Annotated in this window: 14 protein-coding genes and 1 pseudogene; 10 read left to right on the top strand and 5 right to left on the bottom strand. The window is 57.6% G+C overall.

Annotated features, from left to right (window positions below; all coding sequences use genetic code 11):
* Window positions 1–3: 3 nt before the first annotated feature.
* Window positions 4–2,976 carry an RHS repeat-associated core domain-containing protein gene (locus AB7M22_RS10875; RefSeq protein ID WP_454186270.1) on the bottom strand — a complete coding sequence of 991 codons (2,973 nt, stop codon included), beginning with the start codon at window positions 2,974–2,976 and terminating at the stop codon, window positions 4–6.
* A 290-nt stretch (window positions 2,977–3,266) separates the two neighbouring features.
* Here AB7M22_RS10875 and AB7M22_RS10870 point away from each other — a divergent pair, with 290 nt between their 5' ends.
* Window positions 3,267–4,250 (top strand): halovibrin HvnA, encoded by a 984-nt coding sequence (locus tag AB7M22_RS10870; RefSeq protein WP_454186269.1) that lies wholly within the window; start codon window positions 3,267–3,269, stop codon window positions 4,248–4,250.
* A gap of 50 nt (window positions 4,251–4,300) precedes the next feature.
* Here AB7M22_RS10870 and AB7M22_RS10865 read toward each other — a convergent pair whose 3' ends face one another.
* Genes AB7M22_RS10865 through AB7M22_RS10850 form a run of 4 tightly spaced genes read right to left on the bottom strand, consistent with a single transcriptional unit; the run spans window position 4,301 to window position 10,269 of the window.
* Window positions 4,301–4,678 (bottom strand): response regulator, encoded by a 378-nt coding sequence (locus AB7M22_RS10865; protein WP_007905602.1) that lies wholly within the window; start codon window positions 4,676–4,678, stop codon window positions 4,301–4,303.
* A 44-nt stretch (window positions 4,679–4,722) separates the two neighbouring features.
* Window positions 4,723–5,937 (bottom strand): hybrid sensor histidine kinase/response regulator, encoded by a 1,215-nt coding sequence (locus AB7M22_RS10860; protein WP_454186268.1) that lies wholly within the window; start codon window positions 5,935–5,937, stop codon window positions 4,723–4,725.
* 25 nt (window positions 5,938–5,962) lie between these two features.
* Entirely contained in the window at window positions 5,963–6,778 is an 816-nt protein-coding gene (locus AB7M22_RS10855; protein ID WP_454186267.1) for a CheR family methyltransferase, read from the bottom strand.
* Entirely contained in the window at window positions 6,778–10,269 is a 3,492-nt protein-coding gene (locus AB7M22_RS10850) for a response regulator (protein ID WP_454186266.1), read from the bottom strand. The genes AB7M22_RS10855 and AB7M22_RS10850 overlap by 1 nt, the downstream gene beginning before the upstream one ends.
* 260 nt (window positions 10,270–10,529) lie before the next feature.
* Between AB7M22_RS10850 and AB7M22_RS10845 the strand changes: the two genes are divergently transcribed.
* The 9 genes and pseudogenes from AB7M22_RS10845 (at window position 10,530) to AB7M22_RS10805 (ending at window position 20,634) form a co-directional block, all read left to right on the top strand.
* The gene (locus AB7M22_RS10845) at window positions 10,530–10,895 is read left to right on the top strand and encodes a response regulator (protein WP_008011577.1); all 366 of its coding nucleotides are present in this window, start codon (window positions 10,530–10,532) and stop codon (window positions 10,893–10,895) included.
* Window positions 10,896–10,951: 56 nt separating this feature from the next.
* A complete protein-coding gene (locus AB7M22_RS10840; protein WP_454186265.1) occupies window positions 10,952–12,244 on the top strand; it encodes a glycosyltransferase in 1,293 nt (430 codons plus the stop codon).
* Window positions 12,245–12,430: 186 nt separating this feature from the next.
* Complete coding sequence (locus AB7M22_RS10835; RefSeq protein WP_454186264.1) at window positions 12,431–13,303, top strand: phospholipase; 873 nt, start codon at window positions 12,431–12,433, stop codon at window positions 13,301–13,303.
* Window positions 13,304–13,483: 180 nt separating this feature from the next.
* On the top strand, window positions 13,484–14,389 hold the full coding sequence (locus AB7M22_RS10830) for an AraC family transcriptional regulator (protein WP_454186263.1): 906 nt from the start codon (window positions 13,484–13,486) through the stop codon (window positions 14,387–14,389).
* Window positions 14,390–14,710: 321 nt separating this feature from the next.
* Entirely contained in the window at window positions 14,711–16,021 is a 1,311-nt protein-coding gene (locus tag AB7M22_RS10825) for an ABC transporter substrate-binding protein (RefSeq protein WP_454186262.1), read from the top strand.
* 154 nt (window positions 16,022–16,175) lie between these two features.
* Window positions 16,176–17,076 (top strand): annotated as a pseudogene (locus AB7M22_RS10820) (carbohydrate ABC transporter permease).
* A 10-nt stretch (window positions 17,077–17,086) separates the two neighbouring features.
* Entirely contained in the window at window positions 17,087–17,917 is an 831-nt protein-coding gene (locus AB7M22_RS10815; RefSeq protein WP_454186261.1) for a carbohydrate ABC transporter permease, read from the top strand.
* Between the two features lie 126 nt (window positions 17,918–18,043).
* Window positions 18,044–19,147 (top strand): ABC transporter ATP-binding protein, encoded by a 1,104-nt coding sequence (locus AB7M22_RS10810; RefSeq protein ID WP_454186260.1) that lies wholly within the window; start codon window positions 18,044–18,046, stop codon window positions 19,145–19,147.
* Between the two features lie 14 nt (window positions 19,148–19,161).
* Complete coding sequence (locus tag AB7M22_RS10805; RefSeq protein ID WP_454186259.1) at window positions 19,162–20,634, top strand: mannitol dehydrogenase family protein; 1,473 nt, start codon at window positions 19,162–19,164, stop codon at window positions 20,632–20,634.
* Window positions 20,635–20,726: the final 92 nt, after the last annotated feature.

The raw sequence follows: 20,726 nt of genomic DNA, 5'->3' as shown, positions 1-20,726 counted from the left end.
GGTCTAGACCCCTGTGCTGCCGTAATTTTTACCCTTTGTTTCCAACAGTCGCTGAGGGTTGGCTACCAACCTGTCGAGGCCGGATTTGATATCACGCTTGTATTGATTGCGTGCCACCTGAAAGGTCGACTTAGCCGCAAAACTCAGAGTGCTGCTCAGTTTTCCATCACCCACGACGGCAGTTACCGGGTTTGATTGCAACGCCAGATCAACCAGCCTCGGAATGGTATTAAAGAAGGCCCGCGTCGCCACGTCACTGGCCAGTTTTACCCCAGCTATCTCGGGCTCTCCCCCTTGAGCCGTTTGATAGGGAGCCAGTTCGGGATAAAAAGTCCGCACGCCGCTATTGGTCGCCACGACCGATCCCTTGGTCGCCGCGGAAAAGACAACTTCTTGGGTAAACCCTTCAGCACTTAACAATTCAGGTGTTTCGAACAGATTGTAGGCTGCGATTGCCATCGCCCCTTTGACCGTGATGGTGGCGGCGGTTTCGGCAACAATTCCCGACTTCGGAGGCTTTCCTGCCCAGGAGTTACCTGGAAACGCCTTCTCAATACTTTGAGCAGTGACCTCAAACCCTAGATTGCCGATCAGTGAGGGCACTTCTTTCAGCGCCTCAAGATTCATTCCCGGATTTGTGAAATGTCCAATGATGACGGGTGCAGCGGTAAATAAGGCTCCTCCAGCGGCTCCGGCTGCCAGCTCGGCATACCGACGAAAATCACCGATGTCATCATCTTGAAGAGATCGAACCCATGAAATGCCCACGATTGCGCCATTCGCAGCGGCCGACGCTCCACCCACACCTGTTACAAGCCAGTTCACCGGGTTAAAACTGCCCAATGCGAGTGACAGTCCATATCTCATTCCCGCCCCCACAAGCTTTGCCCCAAAATCCTGCGTCGCCGCTGCGAGCATCGCCTTGCCACTTTCCTCTCGCGAGAGTCCTGCAGAGTCCACGTACTTCATCGGATTGCAGGCGACCATCCCATACAAATTCAATCCTTCCGCCACCCCCGCTGGGTCCGTACTCAACCAACGCTGGCGCCATGGCATGTAGTACCGAAATCCGTAGTAATACAGCCCCGTCGCATCGCGCTCCTGCCCCGAGTAACGAATGGTCTTGTAGCTCGCCTCCACTTTGTCCCGACCGGCCCACCACGCCGTACCGCCATAGGGGTAATAACTTTCCTCGCTGATGAAATCGGCGTATTTGTCCAGTTCCAGCGTGCTCGAGCCCAAATGGTCGGTCAGGGTGTAGCGCTGCTGATTGGCTGCGATACCCGTTGGCTGACCCTTTGCCCAATGCAGGATCTGCACGCGGCAGCGTCCGGCCTGGACACTGATCACATGCAGGGTTTCCTCAGGACTTGTGCGAATCTCCACGCCCGGCAGGTAGCGGGTTTCGTGGGTTCGGGTCAGGGTTCCGGTATAGGCGGTACGGATTTTTCGCAGGCGTTGGCCACTGCCGTCATACACGTAGCACTCTGCATCATTGGGCCCGTCGTCACGGACGACCTGATCGACCTGGCGCAGGCAGTTGAGCGCATCCCACTGCAATGCCTGGCCGCGTTGCAGCGTCTTGAGGTTGCCGTTGGCGTCGTAACCGGCTTCGATTTCAGCGTCGGTTGGACGTTCGCTACCGTCGATCCAAGGCAGGCTGCGATTGCTCAACGCCGCCACTGCGGTGCATTCGGTGCGGCTGCCGCTGTCGGCGCTGTGATACAGGATTTCCAGGTTGCCACCGGGGTCGTAGTCAAAAGTCTGCCGGTAGTTTTCCACCTGATTCGCATCGGGCAACGAGACGAACTCGGGCAACCCAGGCCCGCTTGATGCGTTGATCCGCTGCCGGCCGCGAGCCTCGATGAGTCGATAGAGGGTGTCATACCCGTAGGTGTTGATGGCGGCGATCCGTTGATTACGGAAATAGCGAATGGGCTGGGCATCGTCACTGATGCGCACCGGATTGCCCACCGGATCGTAGGTGTAGTTCAGATTCTGCAGCGGCGCCGCCCCCGGCACTTGTGCAAGCAGGGTTTTCAAGCGCCCGTCAGCCGGATCGAATGTCGCGAAGGTGACCACACCGTTGCCGGCTGTTTGATGCTCGATTTGTCCGAAGGCGTTGTATTGAATCTGACTGACCAGAGTGGTTGGCGTCACGTCACCGGCCAGTGTCACGCAGGTTTCGTACAACTCTCCGGCCACGGTCTGACGCAAGGACTGCACGCTGCCCAAGGCATCGATGTGTTCGATCAACTCGCCGACGGCGTTGCAGCCTGCGCGCGTGACCGCCTCCTGAAGTTCCAGCAGTTGATCGCGTTCAGCTTCGGGCGCTGGCCAATCGGGGATTTCGGGACTTTCAAGAAAGCGGCGGGACTGCTCAAGCGACACGCCGAGGACACTGAACTCGCTGAAGTGCTGAGTGCCGGCGCTGTCGTCATGGCGGATCAACTGGCCGCAGCGGTTATGCCGGGCGGATTCGGTGCTGGCGTCGGCGTAGGTAAAACAAAGGGTGCGTCGTTGCTCTTCACCCACCACCTGCTCGAAACCGAACAGCGGACGCATCAGTGAATCGTAGACAAACCGCTGGTGGTTGAGTTGCTCATCCCAACTCTCCAGCGCCTGATCGGCTGCACCGGTCAGGCTCAGTCGCCAACCGGCATCCACATTGTTGGACAGCAACGCGCGGCCCGACAGGCTGGTGAGCGTGGTTTGATTGGCGCGTGTCGATTCGTCGTCTTGATGGAGAGCAAACAGCCGTGGATCACGGCTGTGGCTGGTACGTCCCGCGAGGTCGAGAGTGTGCTGAGTGATGTGGGCCCGGGGAGTCTGCGTGCTCGACCGCCGATGATAAGCGACACTCCGCACCAAAACGCCACGCGGTTCAATCACTGCAAGTGTCGGTGTGTCTCGGTGCATGGCGTTCAGTCTCGGCATCGGCTGTGCGCAAGCAAGCCAGAGAAATGCGAGAGACATTTATTCGCTTTTCAGCCTCTTCGGTCAACTGTCAGAACTAACAGGTGCTGTCATCAACTTCGCCCCGTGTCTGACCGCGATAGCTGGCAGACCGCTCAAAACGCTTTTTCCGCATCGAACCAACCGACAACGGTATATGACAGTTCGAGGGCTGTCACCTGCCAACTCTGACAGCTATTCAGTGCGCTTCCTCCTTGATTAACTCTCCTCTGAAGTCCGCGGCATGGCCTCTGATCGGTCGCTCTGCGCTCGCCTGCCACGCGCAGGTCACATCAAGGGATGAACAGGCAATGAAAAAAATCATCGCGCTAATGTTGATGGTTGTTTTGGCGGGCTGTCAGGTTCGCGAACAACAACAACAACAACAACAACAACAACAACAACAACAATCGGCCCCGGTGGAACAGGCACCCATGGCCGTGCAAGCTGAGTCCGGTATCGCCAGCACAACCAACAGCACGGCGCAGAGTGGCGCAACGGTGGCGGCCAATCTGACCGCGCAATACAACGATACTCGTCTCACATGCGGTACGGACTCAATGCCGGCCTTTTTGTGCCGCGGGGTAATGTTGCGGTCCACCGTGGCATCGGACGCCTATTCCAGCTGGAACCCAAGCCCGGGCTCAGTCAGAAGTGGGGGCGTATCTTTTTCGTATCTAAGCCGTGACGCGAAATTTTCCGAACTTGTTTATGGACAGAAGAACGGTTTTATCCTTTATCCAGTTCTGAATCGGCCTGTTGGCACCCGGCAAATCGAAGTGCTTTGTGCCTTTCCCATGGATGGCGGCACCGGTAACCGTGACAAGGCCGGCTGCGGCGCACACTATCTGGACCCCGCAGGCAGCGGCCCTTGCCATACGGTGGGAATAAACTTTTCCGCTCAATGGGTAACGCGCTGGAATCAATACAAGATGGGCTACAGAATGTGCGGCTACGACGTCAGCGATGCCATGAACCATCTGGGGGCTCCGTCGTTTCACCGGACTATTCTTTCCCACAACGAAGCGGGCTTCTTTCCCCGCAATAACGACCCTCAGCGCGCTTATGACTACATCGAGCTGATCCTTAAAACCTGGCCACAAAATATTCCCAATGAACTGCCCATTGAAGCGTTCTTTTACCTCGATGACGGTTTGTCGAGTGCGCAACATGATCAACGGGACTTCTACAACAAGACGGGTGGACGGCGGATCCCCATCATCAAAATCATCTTGCCGCGTACCACTTCGGCAGACGCGCAGTTCATCTACAGCGTGGCGGATCAGGTCAAGTAACGCCCCTCGCGGTGACTTTGCAGTGCGTCGGCACATTTGCCGACGCAACTTCAGGACAACATGTCCTGCATGATCTGTTGCAAAACATCCAGATCGAACGGCTTGCCCAGGATCGGTGCTTTGCGGGTGATCGGGCTGTCGGTCTCGCGAATTTCCTGCGGATAGCCGCTGATGAAAATCACCTTGAGCTCCGGTCGCAGCTTCACGGCGGGTTCGGCGATCTGCACGCCAGAGATTCCCCCCGGTAAGCGGAAGTCGGTGATCATCATGTCCAGATGCGGTTTGCTCGCCAGAATTTCAAAGGCCTGCTCGCCGTTTTCGGCTTGCAGCACCCGGTAACCCTCACCCGACAAGTAAGCAGACAGCACCATCAAGATCGAAGGGTCATCCTCGACGATCAGTACCACATCTTGTGCATCTTCACTCATGGAAAGCCTTTGTTCGGTCAATAGCTGCTGATACGACCGTGCGGTCACTCAGAGGTTGCGTTTATCGGGCTGTTTTCCTGCAGCGGCAGACAAACGCGAAACAAGGCGCCTTCGCCAATCCGGCTCTCGACGGTGATGGAGCCACCATGGGCGGCGACAATCTGCTCCGAAATAAACAGCCCCAGGCCCAGCCCCGCTACAACGGCCTTGGCGGAAACCCGTTCGAACTGCTGAAAAATGCGCTGCTGATCCTCTTCACTGATCCCGATACCGCGATCCTGAATCTCAACCTGCGCTTGCCCGTCCTGATTGTACACGCGTACGTCGATCTGGCTCTTGGCGCCATAACGCAGCGCATTGGTCAACAAATTGGAAATCACTTGTTCGATACGGAATTCGTCCCAGTGGCCCACCACGGGCTGCAAGGCCGTCAAGGTCACCGACGACTCGGCGGCCTCGACCTGCGGCGCGAAGTTTTGCAGAAGGTTGTTCACCAGTTGTACAAGGTCAAGCCGACTGGGGCGGATCGACAGTTTGCCAGTGCGGATCCGCGACACATCGAGCATGTCTTCGATCAGGCGGATCAGGCTTTTGATCTGCCGCTCGTCGCGATCGACCATGGCGTGCATCTTGTCCAGCGTGAATGCCGCGGCGTTATTGCGGGCCAGGTGCATTTTGCGCAATTGGGTTTCGAGAATCAGGCCATTGAGCGGCGTACGGACTTCGTGAGCAACGATGGACATGAAGTCATCACGCATGCGCACCGCTTGCTCCAGCTCATTCTGGGTGTTCTGCAACTGTTTGAGCAGCGCCTCCTGCTCCCGGCGACTTTGCTCCAGCGCTTCGACCTGATGCTTCATCGCTTTGCTCTGGCGATACAGGTCGACGAAGACATTGACCTTGCTCTTGACGGCGTGAACATCCAGCGGCTTGTGCAGGAAGTCTACCGCACCGCTTTCGTAGCCCTTGAACGCGTAATTAAGCTCACGCCCGGCGGCACTGACGAACACAATCGGGATGTTTTTGGTTTTTTCCGTGCCGCGCATCAACTCGGCCAGCTCGAAGCCGTTCATGCCGGGCATCTGCACATCGAGAATGGCCATGGCGAATTCGTGTTGCAGCAACAGCGATAAGGCTTCGTCGGCGGACAGGGCCTTGTAGACAATACGATCTTCACGCCTGATCAATGCTTCCAGCGCCAGAAGGTTTTCCGGCAGGTCGTCGACGATCAGCAGTTTGGCCTGGATGTTTCCTAACATGCGACTCCTTCCAGCATTGCCCTGTTCATGATTTGCGGTATATCCGTTCTGATTTGACCAATGCTTCAAACTGATTGCCATAGGCCGAAAAATCCAGGGTTTCCTTACTGCCCAGTGCCAGAAAGCCCCGATGACACAGGGATTCGTGAAACAAGCCAAACGCGCGACCCTGTAGTTTTTTATTGAAATAAATCAATACATTACGGCACGAAATCAACTGAGTTTCCGAGAACACGCTGTCGGTGGCCAGGCTGTGATCGGCGAAGGTCACGTTGTCGCACAGGCTCTTGTCGAAAATGGCGTAACCATAGGCCGCCGTGTAGTAATCGGCAAATGAACGCTGACCACCAGCCTGCTGGTAGTTGTGAGTGTAGGCCCGGACATTCTCCAGGGAGAAAATCCCCTGCCTGGCTTTATCCAGCGAGCGCGGATTGATGTCGGTGGCATAGAGGATGGTGCGATCCAGCAGGCCTTCTTCGCGCAGCAGAATCGCCATCGAATAGACCTCTTCGCCGGTGCTGCAACCAGCGATCCAGACCTTGATCGACGGATAGGTCTTGAGCAATGGCACCACTTCCCGACGCAGCGCCAGGAAGTGCGAAGGGTCGCGGAACATTTCGCTGACCGGGATCGTCAGCAATTGCAGCAGTTGCATGAACGCGACCGGATCGTGCAGAACCTTCTCTTGCAGCGCCGAGACGGTCTTGCACTCGAACTGATTCAAGGCGTGATTAACCCGGCGCTTGATCGACGCGCCGGAGTAATCGCGAAAATCGTAGCTGTACTTGAGGTAGATCGCCTCTATCAACAAGCGCAACTCGATTTCGGTACTGAGCTCCACTAAATGCGTTCCATCTTCGGTAACCACACACGGATCAACGAAAACAGGCGATCCAGGTCGATGGGCTTGGCCAGGTAGTCGTTGGCGCCGGCGTGCAAGCAGCGCTCCTGATCGTCCTTCATGGCCTTGGCCGTCACCGCAATGATCGGCAACTTGCGCCAGCGCGAGTCCTTGCGGATTTCGAGGGTGGCTTCGAAACCGTCCATTTCCGGCATCATCACGTCCATCAGCACCAGGTCAATGTCCTCGACTTCATTCAATCTCTCGATCGCTTCACGGCCGTTGCGACCAATGACCACGATTGCGCCTTTTTGCTCCAGCGCGCTGGTGAGGGCGAAGATGTTGCGTACATCGTCGTCCACCAGCAGCACTTTACGCCCCTCGAAAACCTTGTCGCGGCTGCGGGCGGTCTTGAGCATCGTCTGGCGCTCATGGGACAAGCGCGATTCGACCTTGTGCAGAAAGAGTGTCACTTCGTCCAGCAACCGCTCGGGCGAGCGCGCGCCCTTGATGATGATCGAGCGCGAATACTTGCGCAGCTCGGCCTCTTCGTCCCGGGTCAGGTTACGTCCGGTATAGACGATCACCGGCGGGAACGAGCAGATATCCTCGGTGGACATGCGTTTGAGCAAGTCGTTGCCGAGCATGTCCGGCAGCTTCAGGTCGATGATCATGCAGTCGAAAATCGTGGTGCGCAGCAAGTCGAGTGCATCCTGCGCCAGGCCGACGGCGGTGATTTCAATGTCCTCGTCGCCGATCAGCCGGGCGATGCTGTCGCGTTGCACATCGTCGTCTTCAACCAGCAATACGCGTTTGACCTTCTGCGTCAGTTTGGCTTCGAGACGGGCGAATACATCCTTGAGTTCCTCACGCGTGGTGGGCTTGACCGCATAACCGATGGCGCCCATATGCATGGCGGCCTCGACGCGGTCTTCGACCGAAATCACATGCACCGGGATGTGCCGGGTTTCGGCCTGTTCTTTCAGTCGCTGCAATACCGTCAGACCGGAATGATCCGGCAGGCGCATGTCCAGCAGAATCGCATCGGGGACGAATTGTCTGGCCAAGTCGTAGCCTTCGTCTGCGCCGTGGGCCACCAGGCATTGATAACCCAGTTCATGGGCCAGGTCGTAGAGAATGAGCGCAAAGTTCGGCTCATCTTCCACCACCAGAATGCAGCGAGTGGCGAATGGCGCCTTGTTGCGATCATCGTCGAAACGCGGAATATCGACGGCGCCAATCAGCGGCACAGGCGCAGCAACCATGGTGCTTTGGGGCATGACAACCGGCGTGGCTTTCATCGTCTCGACAGGTGCGTCGCCCGGCTCGACGTAGTGCTGCGGCAGCACCAGGGTGAACACACTGCCCTGCCCAGCCGTACTGGTCACACTGATCGAGCCGCCCAACAAGGTGGCCAGATCACGAGAAATCGACAAGCCCAGGCCAGTGCCGCCGTAACGACGATTGATGGTGCCATCGGCCTGACGGAAGGCTTCGAAAATGCTTTCCTGCTGGTCCGGCGCAATACCGATGCCGGAATCGCCGACAATAAAAGCGATGCCGTTGCCCGGCTGAGCAGCGACGCTCAGGTTGACGGTGCCCTTTTCGGTGAACTTCACCGCGTTGGACAGCAGATTCTTGATCACTTGCTCCAGCCGCTGGCGGTCAGTGAACAGCATCAGCGGTGCATCGGCCTGCAACTGGATCTGCAAATCCAGGTTCTTTTGCGCAGCCAACGGCTGGAACATGCCTCGCAGACCTTCCACCAGACGCGCAACACTGGTGTTCTCCGGACGGACCTCAAGCTTGCCGGCCTCGACCTTGGAAATGTCGAGAATGTCGTTGATCAGGTTAAGCAAGTCATTGCCAGCGGAATAGATCGACTCGGCGAACTTGACCTGCTCGCCGCTGAGGTTTTCCTGCGGGTTTTCCGCCAGCAGTTTGGCCAGAATCAATGAACTGTTCAGCGGCGTGCGCAGCTCGTGGGACATGTTGGCGAGGAATTCGGACTTGTATTTGCTTGAGCGCTGCAATTCTTCGGCGCGCGCTTCGAGCTCAACTTGAGCCAGATTCAGCTCGGTGTTCTTCAGGTCCATGGCATCGCGTTGCGCGGCCAGGATCTGCCCCTGCTCGGCGAGTTGTTTATTGGTTTGCTCCAGCGCTACCTGCTGGATTTCCAGGTGAGTCTGGGACTCCTTGAGAATCCGCGACTGCTCTTCCAGCTCCTCGTTGGCGGTCTTGAGTTCTTCTTGCTGAACTTGCAGCTCTTCGTTGAGTTGCTGGGCTTCGGCCAGCACTTCCTGCAAGCGCTGGCGATAGCGGGCGGCCTCGATCGAGGTGCCGATGTTGCCGGCAATCAATTCGAGCAGTTCAACATCGCGATCCGTCAGCGTGCGCAGGAACCCCAGTTCGATCACACCATTGACCCGATCGTCGTCGCTGGTCGGCACCACCAGCACACTGTGCGGTAAACCTTCGCCCAGGCCGGAGCTGACTTTGAAGTAGCCACCAGGGACGTCATCGAGACGGATCAAGCGCGCCTGCTGCGCCACCTGACCGACAATCCCTTCGCCACTGTAAATCTGCTGTTCAAGCGCTTCCTGTTCCCGGGAGAAACCGTAAGACGCGATGCGTTTCAAGCCACCATGATCTTCACGGACATAGATCGCCGCGACAGCCGTCCCTAAGTATTGGGCGCAGAACTGCAGGATGTTGCGCCCCAACAGATTGAGCGATAGCTGCCCCAGGACTTGCTCGGCCAGTTCGGTCTGGCCGTTGCGTAACCAGGCTTGCTGTTCAAGGCGGTGGGCACTGGCCTGTTGTCCGGCGAGGTTGGCGCTGTAGCTTTGGGACAGTTTGAGCAAGTCCTGACGGCCAATGTAGGCCAGCAACCCGCTGATACCGGCTACGAACAGCAGATAAAGGGCGATGGTCCAGATCGTGGTGCGGCGCACTTCTTCGTTGCGTGTGCCACGCAACTGCTGCTCCATGTCGATAACGTCTTCGAATTGCTTGCGGATCTCATCGGTCAGCCGTTTGCCGCGTCCGGCCTTGACGGCGCCACGGTAGTCACCGCTGGCGCGCTGCAAATCGATCATCGATTGCGCGTAATTGGCCCATTCTGTCTGCAAGGCCTGGAGCCGGCGCAGACGATCGGTCTGGACCGGATTGTCGGCGGTCAATTCGAGCAAGGTATTGAGAGCGACGGCGATTCTCGGCTTGGCCGTCTCGTAGGGATCAAGGAAATGTTCGTCGCCGCTAAGCAGGAACCCACGCATACCGGTTTCCAGATCGACGGTCAGCTTTATCGCTTCATTGGCATTATTGATCACCCGGTCGGTGTGTTGGACCCACTGGATCACCGACAGCAGGTAGGTAATCAGCGAAACGAAGAAAACCGCGCTGATGACGCCGACACCCAACGGCAGGCTGACGTTGCGGCTCAGGAGTTTACGGAATCGTTGCTCATCAACCGAGGACGCAGAGGTCATGGGGAAGCCTTGTCGTACTGTTGAAAAGCATCGAGTCTGCCCCAAAACGGCCGGGGCCATCCATTTTTCTGACATGTTTTGCGGCAAAAACCTGCATTTAGCTGCTCTGGGACAAAGGAGCGGTTATTCTCTGTGGCTCTTGTGCGGCTATTGTTTTTGTAGCGCGTCGGGAACCTGTCGTGATTCGTCACTTATTCACGCAAGAACCCGGCGGTTTCGATCGTCCGGCAACCGCGAATTCAACCTTTGAGAGCCCCACTATGTCCACTGATCCCTCCACCATTCTAGTCGTCGAAGACGATGCCATCGTGCGCACGCTGATCGTCGATGTGTTGGAGGAGCTCGAATTCAAGGTGCTTGCAGCGGATGGCTGTGAAGCGGCGCTGGAGTTCATCAACGATGAAGACCAGTACATCGACTTGATGATGACGGATGTAGGGTTGCCGGTCATGGACGGTCGGGAATTGGCCAAGCAGGCACGCATGCTGCGTCCCGAGTTGCCGATCCTGTTCGCCAGCGGCTATGCCGAAAGCATCGAGGTGCCAGACGGCATGTATCTCATCGGCAAGCCATTCTCTATCGATCAGTTGCGGGACAAGGTCAAAGGCATACTCGTCCAGGCCTGAATTTTCTCGCACGCCGATTCTCTGCGCCCTCTACCCGCTTCAAGGAATACCCGTCAATGAGTCAGCCCCGCGCAACCAAAGTCCTGGTGATTGGTTACGTCTGGCCCGAACCCCGCTCTTCTGCGGCCGGTGGGCATGTGATGCAAATTCTCGATACGTTCCTGCAGCAAGGCTGGGACATCACCTTCAGTAGCCCCGCCGGCACCGGTGAGCACCGTGCGGACCTGACCGCGCTGGGCATTCGCGAAGTGCCGATCGAGTTGAACAACAGCAGTTTCGACACCTTTGTCAGCGAACTGGCCCCGGATATCGTGTTGTTCGACCAGTTCATGATGGAGGAACAGTTCGGCTGGCGAGTAGAGAAACACTGCCCCGACGCCTTGCGCGTGCTGGAGACTTCCGATCTGCAAAGCCTTCGGCATGCCCGGCATCAGCGGCTCAAGGACCGCTTGAAGGCCAGTGACGACGCCAATGATTTCAGCGAGTTATTCGCCCCGGCATTGCGTGAAGAGTTCGAGCTCATGGCCGATACCGACCTGGCGAAACGGGAGATCGCCGCGCTGTATCGCTGCGACTTGAACCTGATGATCTCCGAGGTGGAGATTGAATTGCTGGTCGAGCAGTTCGGGTTACCAAAACAACTGCTGCACTGGTGCCCGTTAATGGTCGAACCGCTGACCACCGAATCGCCAGCCTTTGAAGACCGCGCGCATTTCCTCAGTATCGGTAACTTCCGCCACGCGCCCAACTGGGATGCCGTGCTCTGGATGAAAAACACGATCTGGCCGCTGATCCGTGCGCAGTTGCCAGAGGCGCAACTGCATATCTATGGCGCCTATACGCCGCCCAAAGCCACCGCCCTGCACAATGCGGCCCAAGGGTTTCATGTGATGAACTGGGCAGAAGATGCATTGCAAGTCATGTCCGCGGCACGGGTGTGCCTGGCGCCGTTACGCTTCGGTGCGGGTATCAAAGGCAAGATTGTCGACGCCATGCTGTGTGGCACACCCAATGTCACCACCCCGATCGGCGCAGAAGCGATGCACCGCGAGCAGCCGTGGCCCGGCGTCGTGACCCAGACCGCGCGTGAGTTCGCCGATGGTGCGGTTCGTCTTTATAAAGACAAAGACCTTTGGATGAGCGCCCAATCCAATGGGCAGATGTTATTAGCCGATCGTTATCAGTCGGCGATACACGGCCCGGCACTGATCGAGAAGTTGTTGTATTGCCAGCAACACCTGGCACAACTTAGAAGGGACAACTTCACTGGCAGCATGTTGCGCCATCACCATCACAAAAGCACTCAATACATGGCCCAGTGGATCGAGGCAAAAAATCGAAATCAATAGTGATTGATTTTCAACTTTCACTACAACTAACAAGCAAAAAGCCAACACCGACATAGCACACACCTTGCATTAACCGAGCGATTGCCCACTCACACTTTCATCGCTATAAACATGAATAAGCCGCCCCTTCCGACCTATCAACAACGAAGGTGCGGCTTTTCTATTAATCGATGCAAGGATGCATTAATGAGCAATAGCATTTTAGAAGACTACGCACTCAACAACTGGATGGCTGCCACGCCGGCGCTCGATACATTATCGCTCTGTGAATTGACGCTGCCGGGCTCCCATAACGCCGGTTGTGACTGGAAAGCGTCCTACCCGATCATTCCAGGCGCCCACTGGCTGGCGTGCCAGAACGACTCGTTTTATGCCCAACTGCACAGCGGTGCGCGTGCGCTCGATGTTCGACTGGACTTCGAATTCGAGGCCACAGAGTTTGACAAATTCCGATTCCAGCACAATGGATACCGCTCCTCCCGCAACGTGCTGAATCTTTTTGCAGATGTAAACCTTTTCTTGCAACACAACCCAGACGAGTTTTTAGTTCTGGACTTTCATGAACTGAAAGATGGAACACAGCCGTTTGACTACAGGCTTTTCAACGAGATGATGCTCAGGTATCTGGGCCGCAGAATGATTCCCGCCGGGAATATGCATCTGTCCCTTGGCGAACTCAAGAAAATCAGCAGTGATCAGAGAATATTGGTCGCGGCACCATGGCACAGAGCGCTTGATCGGGCCTGGTTTTGCGAAAAAATCGAGCATAGGTGGAGTGGCATCGCTGACACGAGTGTCGCCGAGCTGGAAAAACACATCATCGAAGTACTGAAAAACCCTCCCGGCAAATGGGCTCCGTGGTCACTATCCGCAACCTGTTATAGCGTTACCGGTGGCCCTGTCGATATCAAGGGAAATCTTGCCTGGTGGTTCGACCTCGCCAAACGCGATTGGGCGACCAAGTGCAACATTATCAACGTCGATTTCATTGAAGAATCAAAACTGGTTTCCTATTGCCGGACCGCCAGCGTGATAAAAGCGAACAATCGAATCAAATAAACTTTCACGCAGGCGCGCTATCAGTTGGTTATGTCCGCTAATGCTGCATCGCCTCCAGCATGAAAGCCGTGTATGCCCGTTCGTTGCATGGACGGTCCTGAACGGTGAACGTCGCAGGCTGGTACAGAGCGCCTGGAAAGAGGCATGATCAACGGGCGATAACAATAAAAGTGCCCTGACATGAGCCGACCAGCCAGAGTTACCGATCCTTCCTACGAATTGATGGACGACCATAACGGGTTGTCCATCATCTATCGTCAGCACGGCTTCCCGTGCCCTTTGGTGCGCTGGCATTTCCACAAGGAATACGAACTGCACCTGATCGTCGCCAGCTCCGGCAAGGTGTTCATCGGTGACTACATCGGTAACTTCTACCCGGAAACGCTGTTCCTGACCGGTCCCAACCTGCCCCACAACTGGATCAGCCAGGTGGCCGAAGACGAAGTGGTGCCCAAGCGCGACATGCTGGTCAACTTCACTGACGAACTGTTTGAAAGCGGCCATCAGGTGTTCGCCGAACTCAAGACGCTTGCACCCTTGCTCGAGCGCGCGCAGTACGGCATCGAGTTTCGCTGCAAGCGCACGATCCGCCAGGCCATGACCTTGATGCAGCGCATCGCCGACACCCGGGGCATGACCCGGCTCGGGCACTTTTTCATTCTGCTGGAGTTGCTGGCGGCGTCCGATGACTATCAGCTGCTTTCCGGTGCCACGACGCCGCAATTGGCCGATGAACACAACATCGACCGCACCAACCGGGCGGTGGATTACATCTTTGCCCATTACGCCCGGGAACTGCCGCTGGAAGAAGTCGCCGAGCACCTGGGTCTGACACCGACCTACTTCAGCCGAGTGTTCAAACAGGCCACGGGGCGCTGTTTCATCGAATTCGTCAATCGCCTGCGCATCAGCAAATCCTGCGAGCTGCTGGCCGATGGCGACAAAACGGTGACCGATGTGTGTTTCGAGTCGGGCTTCAATAATATTTCCAACTTCAACCGGCGTTTTCAGCAGCTCAAGGGCATGACACCGTCGCATTACCGGCGGTTGGCAGTGCAGCGTTTGACCGAGCAAAACCTGGGCTAACCGCTTTTCGTAGGAGCGAGGCTTGCCCGCGAAGGCGGTGTGTCAGACAAAACGCCTTCGCGGGCAAGCCTCGCTCCTACAGATCCCCCCTATTACAGATCAAAAACCTATACGGATTCGATAGCAGCTAATCGCTAGATAACCGTGCCTTACGCCTCACACGCCAAAGCCCAGTGCAAAAAAGTATCGGTCACAGTGCGATGGATGATTTGTCACCCCATCGATTGAAGGCTGTAATCAGTGCACATTCTTCCTGCGCAGGAAGACACAAAAACAATAACTGTCCTTCTGTACCCGCCGGGTTCAGAAAAGGAGTGCACGATGCAACCTTCTGTAAAAGCTCTGCTTGCTCTCACCTGCATGACCCTCAGTAGCGTCAGCCTCGGCGCCCAGACCCTGACCATTGCCACCGTCAACAACAGCGACATGATCCGCATGCAAAAACTCTCGAAAACCTTCGAGGCCGAGCATCCGGACATCAAGCTCAATTGGGTGGTGCTCGAAGAAAACGTCCTGCGTCAACGCCTGACCACCGACATCGCCACCCAGGGCGGACAGTTCGATGTGTTGACCATCGGCATGTACGAAGCCGCACTCTGGGGCGCCAAGGGTTGGCTGGAGCCGATGAAAGACTTGCCGGCCAGTTACGCCCTCGACGACGTGTTCCCGTCGGTCCGTGAAGGCCTTTCGGTCAAGGGCACGCTCTATGCCCTGCCGTTCTACGCTGAAAGCTCCATTACCTATTACCGCACCGACCTGTTCAAGGACGCAGGGCTGACCATGCCGGAACGCCCGACCTGGACTCAGATCGGCGAATTCGCCAGCAAACTCACCAACAAGGATAAAGAGCAGTACGGCATCTGCCTGCGCGGCAAGGCTGGCTGGGGCGAGAACATGGCGCTGATCACCACCGTCGCCAATGCTTACGGCGCACGCTGGTTCGATGAGCAGTGGAAACCGGAATTCATCGGCCCCGAATGGAAAAACGCGCTGAACTTCTACGTCGACACCATGAAGAAATCCGGCCCGCCGGGCGCCTCAAGCAACGGCTTCAACGAAAACCTGGCGCTGTTCAACAGCGGCAAGTGTGCGATCTGGGTCGATGCCAGCGTCGCCGGCTCGTTCGTCACCGACAAGACCCAAAGCAAGGTCAGCGATCACGTCGGCTTCACCTACGCACCGCATGAAACCACCGACAAAGGTTCGGCCTGGTTGTATTCCTGGGCGCTGGCCATTCCGACCAGTTCCAAGGCCAAGGACGCGGCGAAAACGTTCAGCGCCTGGGCCACCTCCAAGGAATACGGTGCGCTGGTCGCGGAAAAAGACGGCATCGCCAACGTGCCGCCAGGCACTCGCGCCTCGACCTACACCGAGGCCTATATGAATGCCGCGCCGTTCGCCAAGGTGACACTGGAATCGCTGAAAGCTGCGGACCCGAGCAAGCCGAGCGCCAAACCGGTGCCCTACATCGGTATCCAGTTGGTAACCATTCCTGAGTTCCAGGCCGTGGGCACCCAGGTCGGCAAACTGTTCTCGGCGGCGTTGATCGGCCAGACCACGGTCGACCAGGCCCTGACCGCCGCCCAGTCAACCACCGAACGTGAGATGAAGCGCGCCGGTTATCCCAAATAACCCCAAATCCTGTAGGAGCGAGGCTTGCCCGCGAAAGCGGTGTGTCAGACAAATCGCTTTCGCGGGCAAGCCTCGCTCCTACAGGGATCGCGCTCCATCTGTCCTTGCACTTAATCGGTTTAACGCCATGAATATTTCAACTGTCAAAGCTCACATGGACATTCCCCAACCGGTGCGTAAAAGCCGGTTGACCAACCCCGGCTGGTTTCTGGTCACGCCCCTCGGTAGCGTTGCTGCTGCTGTGGATGATCGTGCCGCTGGGCATGACCGTTTACTTTTCAATGATTCGCTACAACCTGCTCTACCCCGGTGAAAACCAGTTCGTGGGGCTGGAGAACTTCAGTTACTTTCTGAGCGATTCGGGTTTCCTGCCCGGCGCCAGCAACACCCTGTTGCTGGTGGGCAGTGTGTTGCTGATCAGCGTGGTGTTCGGTGTATTGATCAGCGCGTTGCTGGAGGCCAGTGAATTTCTCGGCCGCGGCATCGTGCGGGTGATGTTGATTTCACCGTTCTTCATCATGCCCACCGTCGGTGCGCTGATCTGGAAAAACCTGATCTTCCATCCGGTGTCGGGGATTCTCGCCTACATCTGGAAACTGTTCGGCGCGCAACCGGTGGACTGGCTGGCGCACTACCCGCTGCTGTCGATCATCATCATTGTCTCGTGGCAATGGCTGCCCTTCGCGATCCTGATCCTGATGACCGCCATGCAGTCCCTCGATCAGGAACAGAAAGAAGCCGCACGCCTGGACGGAGCCGGTCCGGTCGCGATCTTCTGGCACCTGACCCTGCCGCACCTGGCCCGGCCGATTGCGGTGGTGGTGATGATTGAAACCATCTTCCTGCTGTCGGTGTTCGCCGAAATCTTCACCACCACCAACGGTGGCCCCGGCTACGCCTCGACCAACCTCGCCTACCTGATCTACAACCAGGCGCTGGTGCAGTTCGACGTCGGCATGGCGTCCGCCGGTGGTTTGATCGCGGTGTTGATTGCCAACGTCGCGGCCATCGTGCTGGTGCGCATGATCGGCAAAAACCTGACAGACAAAGCCTGAGGCCTGCGCCATGACTCTTCAACAATCTCGCCGCCTGCAAAGCCTGCTGCTCGGCACTCTGGCCTGGGCCATCGCGATCCTGATCTTCTTCCCGATCTTCTGGATGGTGCTGACCAGTTTCAAATCCGAAATCGACGCGTTCGCCACGCCGCCGCAGTTCATCTTCACGCCGACGCTGGAGAACTACCTGCACATCAACGAGCGCAGCGATTACTTCAGCTTCGCCTGGAACTCGGTGGTGATTTCCTTCAGCGCCACGGCCCTGTGCTTGCTGATTGCGGTGCCGGCGGCCTACTCGATGGCGTTCTATGAAACCCAGCGCACCAAACGCACGCTGCTGTGGATGCTCTCGACCAAGATGCTGCCGCCAGTGGGCGTGCTGATGCCGATCTACCTGCTGGCCAAGAGTTTCGGCCTGCTGGATACGCGAATCGCGCTGATCGTGATCTACACGCTGATCAACCTGCCGATCGTGGTCTGGATGATTTACACCTACTTCAAAGACATCCCCAAGGACATCCTCGAAGCCGCACGCCTGGACGGCGCGACGCTGTGGCAGGAAATGGTCCGGGTGCTGCTGCCGATCGCCAAGGGCGGCCTGGCTTCGACGGTTTTGCTGTCGCTGATCCTGTGCTGGAACGAGGCGTTCTGGTCGCTGAACCTGACCTCGTCCCAGGCCGCGCCACTGACCGCATTGATCGCCTCGTACTCGAGCCCCGAAGGTCTGTTCTGGGCCAAGTTGTCGGCGGTGTCGACCCTGGCCTGTGCGCCGATCCTGATCTTCGGCTGGATCAGCCAGAAACAATTGGTCCGCGGCCTGTCGTTCGGCGCCGTGAAATGAATCCGATCCCTGTAGGAGCACGGCTTGCCGGCGAAGGCGGTTTGACGGATGCCTTCGCCGGCAAGCCTGGCTCCTACAAAAAGCCGTCCGGCTTAAATGAATAACAACAAGTGGAGGCCCATCATCATGGCCAACCTGAAAATCAAAAATCTGCAAAAAGGCTTCGAAGGTTTTTCCATCATCAAAGGCATCGACCTGGAAGTGAATGACAAGGAATTCGTGGTGTTCGTCGGCCCGTCGGGCTGTGGCAAATCCACCCTGCTGCGGCTGATCGCCGGCCTTGAAGAAGTCAGCGGCGGCACCATCGAACTGGATGGCCGCGACATCACCGAAGTCAGCCCGGCCAAGCGCGACCTGGCGATGGTGTTCCAGACTTACGCCCTGTACCCACACATGAGCGTGCGCAAAAACATGTCGTTCGCGCTGGACCTGGCCGGTGTAGCGAAAGCCGAAGTCGAGAAAAAAGTCGGCGAAGCGGCGCGCATCCTTGAACTCGGGCCGATGCTGGAGCGCAAGCCCAAGCAACTGTCCGGTGGTCAGCGTCAACGCGTGGCCATCGGCCGGGCGATCGTGCGCAACCCGAAAATCTTCCTGTTCGACGAACCGCTGTCCAACCTCGACGCCGCCCTGCGGGTGCAGATGCGCCTGGAACTGTTGCGACTGCACAAAGAACTGCAAGCCACGATGATCTACGTGACCCACGACCAGGTCGAAGCAATGACCATGGCCGACAAAGTCGTCGTCCTCAATGGCGGCAAGATCGAGCAAGTCGGCTCGCCACTGGACCTGTATCACCAGCCGGCTAACCTGTTTGTCGCAGGCTTCCTCGGCACGCCGAAAATGGGCTTCCTCAAGGGCAAAGTCACCCGCATTAACGGCCAAAGCTGCGAAGTGCTGCTGGACGCCGGCACTCGTATCACCCTGCCGCTGAGCGGGGCGAATCTGAGTGTCGGCGGTGCGGTGACTTTAGGGATTCGTCCGGAACATCTTGAACTGGCGCAACCCGGCGACTGCACCTTGCAAGTCACTGCCGACGTCAGCGAACGCTTGGGCAGCGATACCTTCTGCCACGTCCTGACGTCTTCCGGCGAAGCGCTGACCATGCGCGTTCGCGGCGATCTGGCCAGCCGTTATGGCGAAACCCTGAGCCTGCACCTGGACGCCGAACACTGCCATTTATTCGATGCCGACGGCGTGGCGCTGACCCGCCCACTGCGCGCCGCAGCCTGATCCGAGGGCATGCGATGAAACTCAATAGACAGAACCTCAACCGCCTCGCCCCCGAGGTGGCCCTGCCCGCCTACACCCTGAGCGACACCCGCCAAGGCATCGCGCACATTGGCGTCGGCGGTTTCCACCGCGCGCATCAGGCGTACTACACCGACGCCTTGATGAATACCGGCGAAGCGCTGGACTGGGCCATCTGCGGGGTCGGCCTGCGCGCCGAAGACCGCCGCGCACGGGACGATCTCAAAGAGCAGGATTATCTGTTTACCCTGTTCGAACTCGGTGACGCCGACGACGCCGAGGTCCGGGTCATCGGTGCCATCCGTGACATGCTACTGGCCGAGGACAGCGCCGAAGTGTTGATCGACAAACTCGCCGATCCAGACATCCGCATCGTCTCGCTGACCATCACCGAAGGCGGCTATTGCATCGATGACAGCAACGGTGAGTTCATGGCGCACCTGCCACAGATCCAGCACGACCTGGCTCACCCGAACGCGCCAAAGACTGTATTCGGTTTCCTCTGCGCCGCACTGGCCAAACGTCGTGCAGCCGGCACGCCCGCGTTCACGCTGATGTCTTGCGATAACCTGCCGCACAACGGCGCGGTGACCCGTAAAGCCCTGCTCGCGTTCGCGGCCCTGCGCGACGCCGATCTGCGCGACTGGATCGAGCGCCATGTCAGTTTCCCTAACGCGATGGTCGACCGCATCACGCCGATGACCAGCACCGAGCATCGTCTGCAACTGGCCGACAAACATGCAGTGGATGACGCTTGGCCGGTGGTCTGCGAACCGTTTGTGCAATGGGTGCTGGAAGACAAATTCGTCAACGGCCGCCCGGCCTGGGAAAAGGTCGGCGTGCAGTTCACCGATGACGTCACGCCTTACGAAGAGATGAAAATCAAACTGCTCAACGGCAGCCATCTGGCCCTGACCTATCTGGGCTTTTTGAAAGGTTACCGCTTCGTTCACGAAACCATGAACGACCCGCTGTTCGTGCGCTACATGCGCGCCTACATGGACCTGGACGTGACCCCGCAACTGGCGCCGGTGCCGGGGATCGACCTGACCGAGTACAAAAACACCCTGGTGGCGCGCTTCTCCAATCAGGCGATTGCCGATCAACTGGAGCGGGTGTGTTCGGATGGCTCGTCGAAGTTTCCGAAGTTCACTGTGCCGACGATCAATCGCTTGATTGCCGATGGACAGGAGACCAAGCGTGCGGCGCTGGTGGTCGCGGCGTGGGCGCTGTACCTCAAAGGCGTGGATGAGAATGGCCAGACCTATGCAATTGCGGATCCGCGGGCGGCGTTCTGCCAGGCGCTGGTGGCCGATGATGTGTTGATCACTCAGCGGTTGTTGGAAGTGGAGGAGATTTTCGGGAAGGCGATTCCGCGCTCTCCAGAGTTTGTCGCTGCGTTCGAGTGGTGCTGTAACAGCTTGCGGGATGTTGGGGTGACGCGGACGCTGGAGCGGGTTTTGGCGTAAGCCCTGCGGTGAAGCTGCTGTCGCCATCGCGGGCAAGCCCGCTCCCACAGGGATCGAGGTCGTTCACAAATCTGTGTTCCACCCCAGACCAT

It is taken from the genome of Pseudomonas sp. ADAK2 TE3594 (assembly GCF_053628675.1).
This window is presented reverse-complemented; position numbering and strand designations above follow the sequence as displayed.

What these genes read in the sequence shown, in the direction of transcription:
- AB7M22_RS10845 (WP_008011577.1), top strand. Translation starts at nt 10,530, where the DNA reads ATGTCCACTGATCCCTCCACCATTCTAGTCGTCGAAGACGATGCCATC.
- AB7M22_RS10805 (WP_454186259.1), top strand. Translation starts at nt 19,162, where the DNA reads ATGAAACTCAATAGACAGAACCTCAACCGCCTCGCCCCCGAGGTGGCC.
- AB7M22_RS10825 (WP_454186262.1), top strand. Translation starts at nt 14,711, where the DNA reads ATGCAACCTTCTGTAAAAGCTCTGCTTGCTCTCACCTGCATGACCCTC.
- AB7M22_RS10860 (WP_454186268.1), bottom strand. Translation starts at nt 5,937, where the DNA reads ATGTTAGGAAACATCCAGGCCAAACTGCTGATCGTCGACGACCTGCCG.
- AB7M22_RS10830 (WP_454186263.1), top strand. Translation starts at nt 13,484, where the DNA reads ATGAGCCGACCAGCCAGAGTTACCGATCCTTCCTACGAATTGATGGAC.
- AB7M22_RS10815 (WP_454186261.1), top strand. Translation starts at nt 17,087, where the DNA reads ATGACTCTTCAACAATCTCGCCGCCTGCAAAGCCTGCTGCTCGGCACT.
- AB7M22_RS10865 (WP_007905602.1), bottom strand. Translation starts at nt 4,678, where the DNA reads ATGAGTGAAGATGCACAAGATGTGGTACTGATCGTCGAGGATGACCCT.
- AB7M22_RS10850 (WP_454186266.1), bottom strand. Translation starts at nt 10,269, where the DNA reads ATGACCTCTGCGTCCTCGGTTGATGAGCAACGATTCCGTAAACTCCTG.
- AB7M22_RS10875 (WP_454186270.1), bottom strand. Translation starts at nt 2,976, where the DNA reads ATGTCTCTCGCATTTCTCTGGCTTGCTTGCGCACAGCCGATGCCGAGA.
- AB7M22_RS10835 (WP_454186264.1), top strand. Translation starts at nt 12,431, where the DNA reads ATGAGCAATAGCATTTTAGAAGACTACGCACTCAACAACTGGATGGCT.
- AB7M22_RS10810 (WP_454186260.1), top strand. Translation starts at nt 18,044, where the DNA reads ATGGCCAACCTGAAAATCAAAAATCTGCAAAAAGGCTTCGAAGGTTTT.
- AB7M22_RS10870 (WP_454186269.1), top strand. Translation starts at nt 3,267, where the DNA reads ATGAAAAAAATCATCGCGCTAATGTTGATGGTTGTTTTGGCGGGCTGT.
- AB7M22_RS10840 (WP_454186265.1), top strand. Translation starts at nt 10,952, where the DNA reads ATGAGTCAGCCCCGCGCAACCAAAGTCCTGGTGATTGGTTACGTCTGG.